Genomic DNA, 13,921 nt, shown 5'->3' with positions numbered 1-13,921 from the left:
CCCATGAAACCCATCACCCAAGGCGAACACCCCGACGAACCCCGGCCACCGGGCGAGACCGAACGTGACAACGACGCCCTACGGCCCACCGACCCGAAACAGCGTGAAAACAATGGCAAAGGCACGCCCAGTGGCGAATCCACCGCGCAAGACATCGCTAAGCAACAAACCTCGCCGTCACAAACCAAAGCCAAGCCCTGAACTGCGTCTATGCTCAGTGTCACGCTCGTCGCCGAAGTCGATTCGGCGGCGAGTGCTGCCATTAATCACAGGGAAGGTATCGCTTATGAAGCTCGACGCACTGGCCAAGGCCATCACCCTCGCAACCGTACTGTCCGCCACCAGCTTCGGCGCACTGGCTGCCGATATTCCGCTGTCTGCCACAGTTGAAGCCGATCAGGTCACCACCAAAGTGATCTCCGTCGATGCCGCCAACCATCAGGTTGTGCTCGAAGGCGCGGAAGGCAAGCCGGTTCACGTTCAGCTCAGCGACAAGGCGAAAAACCTCGCCAATCTCAAGGCCGGCGATCAGGTCAACATCCAGGTACAGCGTTCCGTCGCTGCTTACCTCGACACCGATGTGGATAAAGGTCTGCCTGGCACCACCGAACGTACCGGTGAGTTGCGTAAGGCTCCGGGCAGCGATAACCCCGGTGGCGAAGCGTACCGTCAGGTTCAGGTGCAACTGAAAATCACCAAAATTGATTTGAAAACAAATCAGGTGACCCTGCAAACCCCGGCGGGCGTATCGAAAGTCCTCGACGTGAAACAGCCTGAAATTCAAGCCAAGCTGAAAGATCTGAAAGAAGGGCAGAGCGTTATTGTCACTTACACCGATATCTTGAAAGTGACCAGTCAACACGAAAGTTGAGCTTTAACTCTACAGGATGACTGCTCTTGTACAGTTTTTGTATGAGAGTAGTCATACTATTAGTGTGGTTTGACCTCATTGAAAGTTTCATGAAAGGAATCGCCGATAAATATCTATTAACGTTTCCGTACATAAATTTCATATTCAAGAATGAGGACATAAGCGCCAACTTCTATTAAAATCCACCCCGTTCGCCCAGTGTCAGGGCTCTTTACCGGTGCATGGATTGCCAGGCCATTACACTGGGCGAACACCTCTTCGGAGTGGATGTATACAATTTCTGCAAACAAAAAGGGCGACTTTATAGTCGCCCTTTTTGTTTGCTGTGAATTAGTCCGAGGTGTGCGCTTCAGCTGTGTCTAGCTGCCCCTTGAAAGCGCTTCAACGTGGCCTGATACATTTTTGTCCTGCGGTGATTTTCCCCGTAGGTGCCGGCAGCCGCGACAGTTCCTGACTGAATGTGATCCAGATAGCTAAAAATCTTGCGTGGCGACAGAAACTTGATGCCATAGCCCAGGCTGCTCATGCGATCTTGCAGCGCATAACCGGGCACCTGCTCATCCATGCAGAAGTGCAAGCCCAGGGACTTCATCAAACGTGCGTTCCACAATGTGCAGAAACTTTTCAGATGAGTTTCTTTGTAGGGTCTTGGCATTTTCGAACGCAGGCCAAGACGCACTTTTGCTTTACGAACATAGTGCTTGCAGAAACGCGAAGTTAAACGCCAGGTGTCACGCACAATCCCGCGATTGAGTTGTTCGACACAACCGACTGCGGCCATATCCGGGTTTTTCGTGCATTCACGCATCATCATGGCGAACACTTCTTTGTCGTAGACAAAGGTGTCGGTGTGCAACAGGAACAAGTAATCGGTGTCGACTTTTTCCAGTGCCAGATCCAGCGCCTTGCCGTGCGCAATATGGCCGATTTCCTTACCCGGGGAAGGCCGTTCAATCAAGTTGATCCAGTCGAGCGAACGCAAGTAATCGAGACTGGCATCCGCCGAATCGTTGTCCACCACCCACACAGGAATGCGTTGTTCCTGGACATGCTCACGCAAAAGCTCGAGGCACATTCGGGTGATGTCCGGGGTTTTGTAATTTACCAAGACAAGGCTGAAATTCGACGCTGGCTGGGCTGGTAAATCAAACGCTTTCATGTCGGAAGGACTCATCTGCGATTCAAAGACAACAGGGTTTCGTTGCCGCGATCGTAGCGAGGCAACCTTAGTCGAACCTTAATTTGCGGATGTGACGGTAGATGTATGCCGAAGAGAGGCTGCTGGTCTTATGAAATGCATGGGGTGCTGCCGATCATTACCGGATAAAATGCGCGCCCCTCTCACGGTTCAAGGAAGAAACGGCGCACGCCGTTGTGTCACGGATGAAACCACTTTCCCTTTACCACCCGGCCTTGTACTGGCTGCGCGTGTGGCAAAAAAGACTGTTCCGCCAGATTGCCTGGCACTGTTCCAGCAAACGCTACGCACGCCCCGTTGCTGCAGCTGAGCGTCTGCCATATCGCTACCTCAAACACACCTCGAAACTCATCCGCAAACTCGGCGACTCCGACCTCGCCCTGCAACACAACAAAGTCATCAACCTCAAACTCGCCGTCGCCGCCATCGACGGCGTCATCATCGGCCCCGGCGAACACTTCTCCTTCTGCCGCCTCGTCGGCCGCCCGACGTTGAAGCGTGGCTACGTTGAAGGCATGGAGCTGTCCTTCGGCGAGGCTCGACGCGGGGTAGGCGGAGGCATTTGCCAACTGAGCAACCTGATTCACTGGATGGCCATTCATTCGCCGCTGGTGGTGGTCGAACGCTCCAACCACAGCTTCGACCCGTTTCCGGATGAGGGGAGGGTGCTGCCGTTCGGGTCCGGGGCGGCGATTTTCTACAACTACGTTGATCTGGTGCTGCATAACCCGACGGATCGGAGCTTTCAGCTGAAGTTGAACGTCGGCGAGACACAACTCGAAGGGGAGTTGTTGTGTGATCGGGTGAGGGAATATCGCTATCACGTGTTCCAGGAGGCACACCGGTTTGTGCGGGAAGGCAGCAGGGTGTTTCGCGAGAACGAGATTTGGCGAGAGGTCAGGGAAAAAGGGCAGGTGGGGGCGTTGGTGGAAAGGGAGAGGCTTTATCGGAATCGGGTCGTGGTGAAGTATGACGTGGCGGGCGAACTGGTTGAGTAGATGCATTGTGGGTGCGGGGTTTCAGCTTCGATGACGTAAGTGTTGTTCTTCAGCTTTTCGTGGATTTTTTATGCGGGTTAGCTGTTTACCGAGTAAGGGGGCAGGCCATTCGGGGGGAGACCACTTCTAGAAGAAAGAAAACGTGGTTTATCCCCCATTGTTCCCATTCGCCGTCGGTGATCGTAGAGCGCTCCAGCCGCAGCTTCGCCCGCTCCGGGATCAGGCCCCGGCTCCGGGGCGGTGATTTTCTTTAACTACCAAGAGATCTCAGTAGCCATAAACAGGGACGAAATAAGAAAGCGGTGGGTGCGTTTTTTTCCATTCTTCTGCGAATAGAAGGCCTTGCTTGATTTCTTGCTCCGTCATTTTTTCAGCTATATCAGGCAGTATCATCCTTCCATCTTCACCTGCTGTCCCGCCGCCCTCGAATTTAGACATCAGATAGGCTAGTCCATAAGCCTCAATCATGTTTTTTGGATAGTCTAGATCGTTTGGCAAATGGGCTAACCTGAGAGCGTAATTCCCGACTGCGCTGGCATAACCGTTTTCGGCCGATTGTTTCAGCCAATAAGCAACTTCTTCTTTCTTGCCATCATGTTCGAATAGATAGTTGGCATAAAGATACATTGCCTTGGGATATCCACCTTCAGCTGAGGCTTTGTACCACTTTTGAATGGTTCTATCGCGGCTACCCGGAATAAGAAACCATCCGTCTCCGTCATCGTAGATTCCAGCGAGTGTATTTTGCGCTAAAGGATCACCTGCCTCAGCGGCCATCTCCAGCCAACTAAAGCCTTGTCTAGTGATGAATAAAACGGTCATCGCTTCAGTGTCGTTGTTCTTGGCTCGTTCCTGAGCTATTTGTATTACTTGATCACGCTATTCGTCTGCACCTTTGCCACCGCAGCCTTTCATATCGAGACAAATATTGTTTTTACTGCTTAGTCTCAACATTGCGTAGAGGTGGCCCTGATTCGCTGCTGCTTCATACCATTTTCTCGCTTCACCGGTTGTGTATCGGTTGCTCAGGCGAATTGCCTCTGCGAGGTAATACTGAGCTGTCTCGTCCCCGGCTATGGCAGCACTCTCTAGTAAAGGTTGAGAATCATACCAGTCGCTTTGCTGATATAAAGTTAGACCTTTTTCTTTTGCTAGCTGCTGCTCTTGGGTTAATTGCGCAAAAGCTGTGCAGGGGAAAAGGGTGGATAGAAGTGTGATTAGTACAAGCTTAATCAAAGGTTCATTCCTTGTGTCCGTTTGTCATTGGCTTTGTTTTTTAAATAGCTGAATAAATCTCGACCTTTTGCAAATTCTTTTAGAATTGTCGCAGTCTCATCGATTAGTTCTTTGCTAGGTTTCGCTCGTTGTTCCACTGGAAGTGGCTTTGACCATTCTAAAACTGCTTTAGGGAAGCCGGACTTTGGTCTCCCATTTGCCCAGTTAGAAATATAGCAAGGTAGTGTCCATCCACTAAAAAATTGAATTACTAGAAAACCAAAAATATAGCGTATAAAAGAATGTTCGGATCGATAGCTGCGACGACACAAATGGAAGAATTCTATACTTCCCTCTTCAAGTTCCTCGGAGTGGTGGGTTGGAGTCGTTTTAGGTCCTTCCTCCATGTATATGCGTATCGCCTCCCATTCAGAAACAGCCAGGTTGAAACTGCCAGTTGATATATCGGTCCATAGGACGTCACCGGTTAGCGTCTCTCGTAACCCAATCATTAATTTATGTTCAGGCATCATGGCATGTTGAGTTATTAGTTGCCCTGATGACACGCAGACAATAATGTCTTCCCATTGTACATAGCGTGGGTGGTCACCGCGCCTCGCTATGAATGCTATCTCGCGGCGGTGGCGATTGAAACGAATAGGAGGATGCACGCTAACTTGACGAACTGCGTACATGAAAATGAAAAGGTAAACAGCAGAAAGAGTCCAGATAAATCCTTGGGTAAAGGCGTTTGTAAAAAAATCAAACCAGCTAGCGAGAAAAGGCTGAATATCCCTTCTAAGCCAAGAGCCAAAGCCAGATACGAATAGAAAGAACAGTGTTATGAAGGCTATCGAACCAATGCCTGCCCGTGCCATAAACTCAAAGTTGCCTCGGCCGACAGCAAAGTCTAAATAGGTTTCGTTGCTCGTACGATGTAGTTGCCTTGAGCTAAACGGTGCCGTACCCGTTGGGAGCGGTTTGGGGGATAGATAAAGGAAGTCAATTCCCGACTTGTTTTCGGTATCTCCTGCCTTTGGCAAACGGCCGTATTTTTTAGCAGGCATTGAGTTGTTCCGGTAGAGTGTGGCATCCCTTGCGGTTGCTCTGTTGTATATGGCATCTTACGGGAACTAGGAATGCACCATATATGCCAGCGACGCAGAGTCCTAGGTAGTAATTATTCATTTGTCTCGGATTTTGTATCCATATCAGAGAATTTTACGCTGAAGTAATCTAAAAGAGTCTTCTCTCTTGCGAAGTGCTTGCGGATTTCTTCGGTTTCCGCAACTAGCTCTTTGCTGGGCTTTGCATGATCGGCTAGTGGGAGAGGCGTTGACCACTCTAATACTTCTTTGGGGAATAGCGCTTTAGGACGATTGTTAATCCATTCGGATATGTGGCATGGTAAAGTCCAACCACTAAATAACTGAATTGTGATAAAGCCCCAGATGTAACGTACTAGGGAATGTTCTTCGCGATAGCTCTCACGGCATAATTTGAAAAACTCGACAGTACCTTCTTCAAGTTCGTCGCTATAATTGGTTGGGAGGCTGTCTATACCATTCTCCATGTAAGCTCTAATAGCTTCCCATTCTGATAGCGCCAGACTTAAGCTACCACATGGTATTACACTCCAAAGGACTTCGCCGCTGGTCGTCTCGCGCAGACCGATCATTAGCTTGTGTTCTGGGGTCACAGAATATTGTGTTATCAGCTTGCCGGAAGATACGCAGGCTATAACGCTTTCCCAAGATGTATATCTGGGCTTGTCTCCCTTTTTAGCTACGTATACAACTTCGCGGCGCTCACGATTAAAACGTAGAGGCGGGTTTGAAGAGAGTTCATTGGCTAACTTTATAAAGTAATAAAGATAGAGTGCAGCAATCGATAGAATTATGAACCATATCACGGGGTTGAAGAAAAAGCTCGCCCAAGCACTCAGGAACGGCTCTGAGTATCTTCTGATCCAAGAAGCGAAAGCCGAGAAGAAAAAAAGTGAGGTAATAATTAACATTATCGAACCAATACCGATTCGCGCCATGAACTCGAAGTTCCCTTGCCCTGTAGAAAAGTCCAGGAAGGTACTATTGGCATTGCGGTGTAGTTGCCGAGAGCTGATCGCAGGCATCCCGGTTGGTATCGGTTTCGGAGACAAGTATATTATTTCTAGTCCATTTTCTTTTTCGAAGTCCCCCGCGTGGGGTAATCGCTCATACTTACTTTTAAGCACTTGGGTTCTCCACGCTTGCTTCCTTTGCTCCTGCGGCGGCTCTGAAAGAAATGGCTGTTTTGGAAGGAAAAAGCGACGGATTATTTAATTGCTGAAGTGTCTGTTAAATAAATCTATCGCTTTGTGTTGTTGGTTGTTCTCTATTTGCAATGGATTTGCTAGTAACCGTATGTCGGATGGAAATACGATAAAGGAGGGTGGGATTTTTCCCATTCTTTTGCGAATGATATTCCTAGCTTTATTTCTCCAGGTTGCATTTTTTTTGCTATTTCCAGGAGGTTCAATCTTGCATCTTCCGGTGCGATTGCTCCGCCTTTGAGGCTTGCTATCAAGTAGGTGAAGCCGTAAGCCTTAACGAGATCTAAAGGAAATCCATAAGTATCTGGAAGATGGGCAATATTTAATGCATAACCCCCTAGTGCATTTATATGTCCGGATTCAGCTGTTTTTTTGAGCCAGCTTCCTACTTCTTCTTTACTACCATTGTGTTCATATAAATAGTTTGCATACAGATACATGCCCGGAGGAAAACCTCCTTCTGCTGAAGCCTTAAACCATTTTTTAACTGCTTTCTCGCGACTCCCAGGGATCAAAAACCATCCCTCTCCACTTTGGTAAGCACTAGCGAGCCGCTGTTGAGCAAAATTATCACCCGATTCTGCGGCTCGTTCCAGCCATTCCAATCCTTGATTTGCCGTAAACAGCACAACCATTGCCTCAGTATCACCTTTGTCGGCACGTTCATGGGCAATTTTTAAAGCTTGCTCTCTCCAATCAACATTACCTTTCCCCGCGCAGTCATCTAGTAAATTGCAAGGATCCTTTTTACTACTTAGACGTAGCATAGCGTAAAGTTCACCTTGCTCTGCCGCAGCTACGTACCAATTTCTGGCCTCCTCTGTCATGTAGCGATTACTCAGTCGTATCGCCTCACCTAGAAAATATTGAGATTTTTTATCGCCGGCCTCAGCCGCGGTTCGTAAAAACGGTTGCGAGGAAGTCCATGCACCTTGCTTGTAAAGCATAATGCCAGTTTCTTTCGCTACCGCTTGATTTTCAATTAATTGGGCGTTGGAAATTGATGTTGTGGAAACCCACAAGGCGATGCTTAAGAAAAGAGGGCGGAGAGCGGACACAGATAAACTTCCTTAGGTCAGTAGCCGTAAGCCGGAACAAAGTAGGAAAGTGGTGGGTGAGTCTTTTCCCAATCTTTGGCAAAGCGAATCCCATCCTCGATTTCTTGAGGACTCATCTTTTCGGCAATTTCAGAGAGGCTTCTTCGAGCATCCTCAGGGGCTACGCCACCGCCTTGCAAATGGGAGATAAGGTAGGTGATTCCATAGGCTTCTACCAAGTCAAAAGGGAATCCGTAACTGTCAGGGAGATGCGCGACAGTGAGGGCATATCCACCAGCAGCATCAATATGACCTGACTCAGCCGCTTTTTTTAGCCAATATCCTACATCTTCTTTGCGCGCATTATTTTCATATAAAAAATTTGAGTATAGGTACATGCCCGGCGGGTAACCGCTGTCAGCTGAAGCTTTGAACCATTTTTCAACGGCTTTCTCGCGACTACCAGGAATAAGGAACCAACCCTCACCATCTTTGTACTTACCAGCGAGCGTTTTTTGAGCAAATCCACTGCCTGCTGTCGCTGCCTTTTCTAACCATTGCAAACCTTGGCTAGCGGTGAATAAAAAAATCATTGCCTCAGTATCGCCTTTCTCGGCGCGTTCATTTGCAATCTGCAGCGCATAACTCCGCCATTCTTCATCGTTTTTACCTAAGCAACTTTCCATCTCTTTGCACAAGTTATGCGCACTCAGCCGAAGCATTGCGTACAAATTTCCTTGATTGGCTGCGGATTTATACCATTTTTTTGCATCTTCGGTGGTGTAGCGGTGGCTGAGGCGGATAGCCTCTCCCAGGTAATATTGCGCTGTACTATCCCCTGCATCTGCCGCGATTTTCAGTAGTGGCTGTGAATCGTACCAATCACTTTGTTGATAAAGAATAATCCCGTAATTTCTTGCTAATAGCTGTTGTGTTGTTAGCTGTGCGAAAGCTGGAGTGAATAAATATATTGAGTATAAAATGATGGTATATATTATTTTAGTCAATGATTCGTCCTGTATGGAAAGCTTTGACTACTTGAATGGAGAGAAATTATGGCCAGTGTTTACGTTCGATTAAGTATGGTGGCTATGGATTCTTGTCTCTGGTGCAAAAAAGTCTAATCTGTCAATGGTATTTTTAATCGGGGGCATGCCATATGTAAAACATGACAAACTGTGTTCTGCCCCTGAATGTAATTGAGCGGAGGTTGGGTTGTTAAGAATATTTAATCGTCTAGTATCCGTATATTGGGTCAAAATAGGATAAGGGAGGGTGATTTTTTTCCATTCTTTCGAAAACTCAATCCCTGCTGTTATTTCTGCAGGGTTCATCTTTTTAGCTAAATCCGGGAGCAGACGCTTTGCATCTTCTGGTGCTGTTCCTGCTTCCAGTTTCGAAAGTAAAAGCGTCAAACCGTATGCTTCAATCAGATTTTCTGGGTAACCAAGCTCATTGGACGGATCTGAAATTTTGTATGCGTAGGTGCCAACTGCATCTATATGGCTGTGCTCCGCTGATTTTTTCACCCAGTATGCGATCTCTTCTTTACTACCATTATGGTCGTATAAGTAATTCGCATAGAGGAACATACCTCTCGGGTTACCACCTTCCGATGACGCTTTAAACCATTTGATAATCGATTTTTTTCGACTACCTGGAATCAAAAACCACCCGGCACCGCTTTTGTAAGCGCTAGCCAGCATTTGTTGTGCGTAACTGTCACCTGCTTCGGCCGCTTTCTCAAGCCATGGCAGGCCCTGACCAGCCGTATATAGGACGGTCATTGCTTCTGTGTCGCCTTTTTTTGCTCGTTCTTGAGCCGTTGTTAGTGAACGCTCTCGCCAGTCCACTCCATTTTTATCTGTGCAGGTACCCATACTTCCGCACAAATCATTTTTGTTGCTTAAGCGGAGCATTGCATATAAAGAACCTTGCTCAGCTGAGGCCTCATACCATTTTTTTGCGTCTGGAGTGATATAGCGCTGACTGAGTCTAATAGCTTCGCCCAAATAATATTGTGCGTCACGATCCCCTGCCTCTGCAGCAATGTTCAGGAAGGGCTGGGAGTCGTACCAGTCGCTCTGTTTGAAAAGAATAACTCCCGTTTCTCCTGCTTCTTTTTGCGCTGCTGTCATTCCGGCGGAAGCTGGGTTAGATAGTGCTAACGAGAGCAATAAAAATAAGGTGATATTTTTGATCATTGATGGGGTCTATAAAATTTTAATTTCTTGTTATATGATCGTTGGTTTTACAAATGCCCAAGGGCTAGTCGCACTTAGAATATTTGGCGGTAGCCTTGGGAATAAATTGGCTTAATATCCGTAAATTGGATCAAAATAGGAAAGCGGAGGGTGTGTCTTTTCCCATTCCTTTGCGAATGAAATCCCCATTTCGATTTCTTCAGGTTTCATTTTTTCTGCAATCTCAGGGAGGCTGATCTTCGCTTCCCTTGGCGCTGCTCCCCCTCCTTGAAGCTGTGTTATCAAATAGGTAAAGCCATAGGCTTTGACTAAATCGAGCGGAAAGTCGTAGCTGTTCGGAAGGTGGGCGATATTGAGGGCATAGCTTCCAAGTGCATCGATATGTCCTGCTTCGGCTGTTTTTTTAAGCCAATGTCCTATCTCTTCCTTTTTTCCATTGTGCTCATATAGGTAGTTAGCATAAAGGTACATTCCGGGAGGATAGCCCCCTTCCGCAGACGCCTTAAACCACTTCTTGACTGCTTTCTCTCGACTGCCTGGGATCAGGAACGAACCCTGTCCACTTTGGTAGGCACTTGCTAGAAGTTGCTGGGCAAAGTTATCCCCCAACTCTGCAGCCTTTTCTAGCCACTCCAAACCTTGTTTAGCAGTAAAGAGTACAACCATCGCCTCTGTGTCACCTGCTGCTGCACGTTTGAGGGCGATTTTTATTGATTTTTCCCTCCAGGTTTCACCGCTTTTCTCTAAGCAAGTGCCGACTTCGTGGCATAAGTCGTCTTTACTGCTAATTCGAAGCATCGCATAAAGGTCGTCTTGGTTAGCAGCAGCCTCATACCATTTTCTCGCTTCTTCAGTCATATAGCGATTGCTTAAACGAATGGCCTCACCCAAGAAGTATTGGGATTTTACATCGCCAGCTTCGGCTGCAGTTCTTAGAAAGGGCTGAGACGAGGACCAAGCGCTTTGGTGATACAGAGCAATACCCTTATTTCGCGCTTCGCTCTGTTGCTCAGTTAATTGGGCAGCAGAAACGCAGTTGAATAACACTGTCAACAGCAGTCCGGATAAAACATGCTTAATCAATGCTAGGTCCTTTGTAAATGGATTCTAATTCTTGAATAGGTGCAAAAGCGGGCCCCTTATAAACAATGCTGCGTTCACAGTATTTGTTCAAACGTGCGCCGAGTTTTGAAGCGGTAAGCCGATATCTTGAGCGCATTTTATTGTTGGCGTCGGCGAATCCAAGAACTCGCTCTGCCATAAAGGCGTCTAGTTTTGCCATGTTCTTACAGTAGTTGTTACCCGCTTGATTAGGGCGCATTCCATCTCGATTCATGCAAATGATCGTTTCTTCAAATTGTCGATTAGCATCGTTTTTGTTAGCTATCCATCCTAGGCATAGTTCAATCGCCTGCTGTTGAAGAAGCTGAGCATTGTCCTCATTAAAACTTTGTTTTTCCTCACCTTCTTCCTCTACGGTAAACGGTTTAGAGGAGGTGCTCAACGCAAATAATAAGGCGCCAAAAGCTTGGGGCTGTAGGTTGTAAACCCAATCTTGCATTTCTTTCTGATGCTCATCTTTAACGATTGAGTACGCAATGACCCCCCCACGCCCCCCCTCAGTCAGCGCATCAAATATCCCTTTAACAATCGCATACCCACGCACATAGGCAAACGCCACATCGATACCAGTGGCGCCGAGGAAGCTCAGTTTTTGCAGGTAGTCCAACGCTTCGCCATCGACCCACTCAAGATCCTTGTATTGGTTCGCGGCCATTTCCTGTCGCACCAGTTCCGTCAAAGCCACGATGCTGTCGTAGCCGACTTCAAAGGTCAAATACCCTTTGACGCCTGCGCCCCAAACCAGCGCGCCCTTGATCGATAACAGCAGTAGGCCGTTTTGCATCCGCAGTTGCATGTCGCCGGTGTAGCCGGCGCCGATGGCCACGGCCACTTCAACTTCCAGTTTGGCCATAGGGCGCCACTGGTTGGCTGAAATGCGATTGGGCACGGGAGCAGGTGGGAGGACGCTTGGGGGAGGGCACCAGAACAGCTTACCGGTGACTTTGCACCCGGCTTGGGCGCCGGCAAACACCTCGAACTTGGCGAGGTCGCCGGATTTCTCGGCAATGTCCACACCGACCAGGCTGGTGTAGCCGGTTTTCTGGTCCAGGGTCAGGTCGCGTGACAGCATGAGGCTTGCGCCAGCGAATCCCCAGGCCTTGGCTTCCAGATCCAGAGACAGTTTGCCGAAGTTGACGCTGCGCACGCTGCCGTCCTGGGCCTTGTATTTCGCGACCCAAGGATCGGCTTTTGCCCGTTTCGGGAATTCGACTTTGAGTAAGCTGACTTCCCCGCGCCACGCAGTTACATCCAGTGCTACTTCTACGTTGGCAATCTGAGGGGAACCACTTTTCAGCGTGGGGCCTTCCATTTTGACTTCGGACAGCAGGTTGGCACTTTCCGGGAGCAAGCATCGAACCAGTTGGGCCTGCGGGCTGTTGTCGAACAGCATGAGGTTGCGCAACTGTTTATCTTCGAAAACCATGGCTTTGAGGTTTTCGCCCCAGCTTTTGCGTTTGGCTTCGGCTTTGATGCTTTCGACTCTGTAGCCTTTGGCTTCCAGTGCGGTGAAGAATTTTTCAGGCACGAAAAGTCCATGTTCATCGAACCATGGTCCCTTTTCATCGAACTGCAGCGCGCCTTCCTGTTCCAGCCAATCACTGAATATCCGGTCGTCGTCGGATTCTTTGGCAATCGACTTGGGCAAACTGGTCGCGAGTTCTTTGAGTTGACCCTCGAATGCGTTGCCGCTGACCTGTGCCAGATGTTTCAGGCTGATGTGGTTCAGGATCGTCGTCGACGATGCGCTGCTGAGCTCACGCAGTGGAATGTTTGTTTTGGCCAGTCGTTCGAGGGGTTTTGGCTTGTAGCTTTCCGCGTCCCAGAGAAACAGACGGGGCGGCTTCAGTGTTCGAACGCGTGCTTCGGCGGTGTTCTGAATTCGCTCTGCCTCGTCATTCAGGTCGTACCACTGTTTCTGCAAGCTGACGAAGAGCACGCCGGGTGGAGCAGATTTGCCGCCAGTGGCCGAGACCCATTGGGAGTAACGTTCTTCGATCTTTTTCTCAAGCTCATCGCGTTTGGTGGTCAGCTCGATGAATGCCTGAAAATCCTCGGTACCGGCGTATTGGTCATCGGGACTCAGCGCAAACTCGGGAACTGCAATCCCGCACTCGGCAAGCTCGACGATGGCATTGATGTACTTGGACATCAGGTCTTTCAACGCCAGGATGTTGATTTGCACACCCTTGAGTTTCTTTTCGTCGATCTCGCCGGTTTCAATCAGCTTTTTGTGAAGGGCCTTATATTCTTTCAGATGTTCCCAAGCCGAGGCGATCTTCTTGGTGCCTGGATCGAACATTTTGTAGCCGTGGGCTTTCGCCTTGTCGCGCTCTTTAATGTACGTATCGATGGCTTCACAGGCCTTTAACGCGCGAGGGGTATAGAAGACGCCGTTTTCTCGTTTGTACCCCAACGTTTTTGCTTTTTCGTCGGAAACTTTTTCGAGGGTTTCCATGTTTTTCTGGTTTTTCTCGATGCGTTGTCCAGCGTGGAACATCTCGCGCTCGGCGTGCATCGTGGCGTCGCTATCACCCTTTGCTTTTGCCGTTTCCCAATCCTTGCGGCACTGCGCCTTTTTGGCAGTGTCTTCGGGGATTGCCGACTTCGACGCCAGGTAACTGCTATGTTGCTCGCCTTCGAGAAAGGCTTCCGGGCCAGGGGTGAGGAAATAGTCCATCAAACCCGCGTCGGCGATGTTGCTCATGCGCGTGGCTTTATCAGCGTCGACGGTTTTCTGTTTGAGCAGGCTGACGCTTTCCTTGAGTTTCTCGGACGTGCGCTTGGGCAACAGCCAGAAACGGCGCTGACCGGTGACGTAGATGATGTCGTCATAGCTGCCGCTGCAGCCCGGCTTCTTGTCTTTGCAGAACGTTTCCGCGTCGGCAGTCTTTTTTGGTGGATCGGCCGGAATGACAACAGGTGGTTGTTCTGGCGCGGGTGTTTGTTCGGACGTACCTGTCAT

The 13,921-nt window shown here is 48.8% G+C and carries 13 protein-coding genes; 3 read left to right on the top strand and 10 right to left on the bottom strand.

Features of this window, described 5'->3' with window-relative positions; translation table 11 throughout:
* Nucleotides 1–3: 3 nt before the first annotated feature.
* On the top strand, nucleotides 4–201 hold the full coding sequence (locus ACI514_RS14735; RefSeq protein WP_160057258.1) for a hypothetical protein: 198 nt from the start codon (nucleotides 4–6) through the stop codon (nucleotides 199–201).
* Between the two features lie 85 nt (nucleotides 202–286).
* The gene (locus ACI514_RS14730; protein ID WP_405124159.1) at nucleotides 287–871 is read left to right on the top strand and encodes a hypothetical protein; all 585 of its coding nucleotides are present in this window, start codon (nucleotides 287–289) and stop codon (nucleotides 869–871) included.
* A gap of 349 nt (nucleotides 872–1,220) precedes the next feature.
* Here the strand turns inward: ACI514_RS14730 and ACI514_RS14725 are convergent, their stop codons facing one another.
* Entirely contained in the window at nucleotides 1,221–2,030 is an 810-nt protein-coding gene (locus ACI514_RS14725) for a glycosyltransferase family 2 protein (RefSeq protein ID WP_160057260.1), read from the bottom strand.
* A 224-nt stretch (nucleotides 2,031–2,254) separates the two neighbouring features.
* Between ACI514_RS14725 and ACI514_RS14720 the strand changes: the two genes are divergently transcribed.
* The gene (locus ACI514_RS14720) at nucleotides 2,255–3,067 is read left to right on the top strand and encodes a VanW family protein (RefSeq protein WP_405124158.1); all 813 of its coding nucleotides are present in this window, start codon (nucleotides 2,255–2,257) and stop codon (nucleotides 3,065–3,067) included.
* Nucleotides 3,068–3,334: 267 nt separating this feature from the next.
* Here ACI514_RS14720 and ACI514_RS14715 read toward each other — a convergent pair whose 3' ends face one another.
* The 9 genes from ACI514_RS14715 to ACI514_RS14675 form a co-directional block, all read right to left on the bottom strand.
* Nucleotides 3,335–3,889, bottom strand: a complete 555-nt coding sequence (locus ACI514_RS14715) for a tetratricopeptide repeat protein (protein WP_405124157.1) — start codon at nucleotides 3,887–3,889, stop codon at nucleotides 3,335–3,337.
* 57 nt (nucleotides 3,890–3,946) lie between these two features.
* A complete protein-coding gene (locus tag ACI514_RS14710; RefSeq protein ID WP_405124156.1) occupies nucleotides 3,947–4,303 on the bottom strand; it encodes a hypothetical protein in 357 nt (118 codons plus the stop codon).
* Nucleotides 4,300–5,349, bottom strand: coding sequence for a DUF6708 domain-containing protein (locus ACI514_RS14705; protein ID WP_238785244.1), 1,050 nt, complete (start codon nucleotides 5,347–5,349; stop codon nucleotides 4,300–4,302). Before ACI514_RS14705 ends, ACI514_RS14710 begins: the two co-directional genes overlap by 4 nt.
* 113 nt (nucleotides 5,350–5,462) lie before the next feature.
* Nucleotides 5,463–6,515 carry a DUF6708 domain-containing protein gene (locus ACI514_RS14700; RefSeq protein ID WP_238785247.1) on the bottom strand — a complete coding sequence of 351 codons (1,053 nt, stop codon included), beginning with the start codon at nucleotides 6,513–6,515 and terminating at the stop codon, nucleotides 5,463–5,465.
* A 158-nt stretch (nucleotides 6,516–6,673) separates the two neighbouring features.
* A complete protein-coding gene (locus ACI514_RS14695) occupies nucleotides 6,674–7,651 on the bottom strand; it encodes a tetratricopeptide repeat protein (protein ID WP_405124155.1) in 978 nt (325 codons plus the stop codon).
* A gap of 17 nt (nucleotides 7,652–7,668) precedes the next feature.
* Nucleotides 7,669–8,637: a tetratricopeptide repeat protein gene (locus tag ACI514_RS14690; protein ID WP_238785250.1), complete on the bottom strand. Its 969-nt coding sequence runs from the start codon at nucleotides 8,635–8,637 to the stop codon at nucleotides 7,669–7,671.
* A gap of 69 nt (nucleotides 8,638–8,706) precedes the next feature.
* On the bottom strand, nucleotides 8,707–9,834 hold the full coding sequence (locus ACI514_RS14685; protein WP_405124154.1) for a tetratricopeptide repeat protein: 1,128 nt from the start codon (nucleotides 9,832–9,834) through the stop codon (nucleotides 8,707–8,709).
* Between the two features lie 111 nt (nucleotides 9,835–9,945).
* Nucleotides 9,946–10,917 (bottom strand): tetratricopeptide repeat protein, encoded by a 972-nt coding sequence (locus tag ACI514_RS14680; protein WP_160057264.1) that lies wholly within the window; start codon nucleotides 10,915–10,917, stop codon nucleotides 9,946–9,948.
* Nucleotides 10,910–13,921: a hypothetical protein gene (locus tag ACI514_RS14675; protein WP_160057265.1), complete on the bottom strand. Its 3,012-nt coding sequence runs from the start codon at nucleotides 13,919–13,921 to the stop codon at nucleotides 10,910–10,912. The genes ACI514_RS14680 and ACI514_RS14675 overlap by 8 nt, the downstream gene beginning before the upstream one ends.

Origin of the sequence: Pseudomonas sp. M20 (assembly GCF_045037865.1) — a bacterium.
Lineage (GTDB): Bacteria > Pseudomonadota > Gammaproteobacteria > Pseudomonadales > Pseudomonadaceae > Aquipseudomonas.
Note: the sequence above shows the minus strand (reverse complement) of the source record. Positions and strands in the feature narration are given on the sequence as shown.

Excerpts from the sequence above, each read along its gene's own strand:
- ACI514_RS14725 (WP_160057260.1), bottom strand. The coding sequence starts at position 2,030 with ATGAAAGCGTTTGATTTACCAGCCCAGCCAGCGTCGAATTTCAGCCTT.
- ACI514_RS14735 (WP_160057258.1), top strand. The coding sequence starts at position 4 with ATGAAACCCATCACCCAAGGCGAACACCCCGACGAACCCCGGCCACCG.
- ACI514_RS14730 (WP_405124159.1), top strand. The coding sequence starts at position 287 with ATGAAGCTCGACGCACTGGCCAAGGCCATCACCCTCGCAACCGTACTG.
- ACI514_RS14675 (WP_160057265.1), bottom strand. The coding sequence starts at position 13,921 with ATGACAGGTACGTCCGAACAAACACCCGCGCCAGAACAACCACCTGTT.
- ACI514_RS14685 (WP_405124154.1), bottom strand. The coding sequence starts at position 9,834 with ATGATCAAAAATATCACCTTATTTTTATTGCTCTCGTTAGCACTATCT.
- ACI514_RS14715 (WP_405124157.1), bottom strand. The coding sequence starts at position 3,889 with ATGACCGTTTTATTCATCACTAGACAAGGCTTTAGTTGGCTGGAGATG.
- ACI514_RS14705 (WP_238785244.1), bottom strand. The coding sequence starts at position 5,349 with ATGCCTGCTAAAAAATACGGCCGTTTGCCAAAGGCAGGAGATACCGAA.
- ACI514_RS14720 (WP_405124158.1), top strand. The coding sequence starts at position 2,255 with ATGAAACCACTTTCCCTTTACCACCCGGCCTTGTACTGGCTGCGCGTG.